The following is a 1,735-nucleotide window of genomic DNA, read 5'->3' as shown; positions in this document are numbered from 1 at the left end:
GCGAGCAGGTCCACGAAAAGCTGCACGCGGGCTGTTCTCTTCTCGGTGATGAGCAGGGCGAAGACGTTCCGCGCGAGCCGGATTTCCGGGACATCCAGCACCACGACGCCGGCCGGCCGGTTGCGCAGCGCCAGCTCCGGCACCAGGGCCGCGCCGAGTCCTGCGGCCGCCATTTCAAGGCTGGCGTGGAAGTCGTCGCTGCGGGCCACCACCCGTGGATGCAGGTTGCAGCTGGCGAAAAGCCGCTCGATCACCACAGCGTCCGGACTTCCGGGGTGGTGCATGATCCACGGCAGCTCCGAGAGGTGGTCGGCCGCCACCTTGGCGTCTGAACGGAAGCCCCAGCCTGCGGGCAGCACCACCCGGAAGTTGTCGTCGCCGATCCATTGCCGGTTGATGGTGTGCGGCCAGGCGAGCCCCGACTGGCCAACCTGGAAGACCAGCGCCACATCCAGGTCCCCGCCGGTCCGGAGGCCCTGGATGGTCTGGGCAGGTTCGGCAACGGAGACCTTGAGGTCAATGCCCAGGTCCTTCCATGCAGGGTTCCTGAGGATCCCGGGAAGGACGTAGGTGGCCAGGCTGGGGAAGATTCCCAATCTCAGTTCCTGGCTGCTGGTGTCGTGTGTCTTGGCTGCGGCGGCCATCAGGGCCTCGATGTCGGTGAGCACCTTTGCTGCGTGCCGGGTCATGACCACGGCCGCCTCGGTCGGAACCACGCTTTTGGCCGAACGCTGGAAAAGGACGACGCCGGTCTCACGTTCCAGCGTCGACATCTGTTGGGAAACCGCCGACGCCGTATACCCCAGGCGTGCCGCGGCGGCCGCGAAAGAGCCCAGCCGGGTAACCTCAAGGAGGGTCTTCAGATGTACGGGATTTACCAACTCTGTCCTTCATGTCGGGGCCGGCTTGGCCCGTTGTTTGCCGGGTCTGGGCGGGCCGCTTCATTCTGGCACAAAGATTCCTGGAATCTCACTCATCCGCCGGGCTCCCGGCGCCGAACTGCCCCTAGAGAGTTTGTACCAAGCAGTACATGAGGCAGTCCGAGCAGAGGAGCAGAACAGTGTCTGTGGCAGGGAACCCGGCTGATAAGCCGCAGGGGCGTCGCATCGCCGTCATAGGCAGCGGAGTGGCTGGCCTGACCGCCGCCTACGTCCTTAACAAGCAGGACAATGTCACCCTGTTCGAGGCGGACAACCGCCTGGGCGGCCACGCGCACACGCACAGCGTCCCGCAGATCGATGGCAGCAACCTCGGAATCGACACCGGATTCATTGTCCATAACGAGCGGACCTATCCCACCCTGCTGCGGCTTTTTTCCGAGCTGGATGTCCGGACCCAGGACTCCGAGATGAGCATGTCGGTCCGCTGCGACGGCTGCGGCCTGGAGTACGCCGGCGCCCGTGACGGTGCCCGCGGCATCATCGCCCGCCCCGCCAGCCTGTTGCGCGGCCGCTACCTGCTGATGCTGCTGGAGGTCATGCGCTTCTACCGCAGGGCGCGTGCCCTGATCCAGGCTCCAGCGTCCGACGCCGGCCCGGGCACGGACGGTGCGGAGCTCACCCTCGGCGAATTCCTGGCACGGGAGCGGTTCAGCCCGTACTTCATTTCCCATTTCATGACCCCCGTTGTCAGCGCGGTATGGTCCTGCGACCCCACCACGGCTTTGTCCTATCCGGCGCGCTACCTCTTCACGTTCCTGGGCCACCACGGCATGCTGGGGGTCAAGGGTTCGCCG

The 1,735-nt window shown here is 65.7% G+C and carries 2 protein-coding genes; one reads left to right on the top strand and one right to left on the bottom strand.

The window, feature by feature from the left end:
• Positions 1–881, bottom strand: an 881-nt coding sequence (locus DBR22_RS10990; RefSeq protein WP_108599043.1) for a LysR family transcriptional regulator, incomplete at its 3' end; no start/stop codon positions are given.
• A 185-nt stretch (positions 882–1,066) separates the two neighbouring features.
• Between DBR22_RS10990 and DBR22_RS10985 the strand changes: the two genes are divergently transcribed.
• A partial coding sequence (locus DBR22_RS10985) for an FAD-dependent oxidoreductase (protein ID WP_258229147.1) occupies positions 1,067–1,735 on the top strand: 669 nt, incomplete at its 3' end.

Source organism: Arthrobacter sp. HMWF013 (genome assembly GCF_003061105.1).
Taxonomy (GTDB): domain Bacteria; phylum Actinomycetota; class Actinomycetes; order Actinomycetales; family Micrococcaceae; genus Arthrobacter.
Note: the sequence above shows the minus strand (reverse complement) of the source record. Positions and strands in the feature narration are given on the sequence as shown.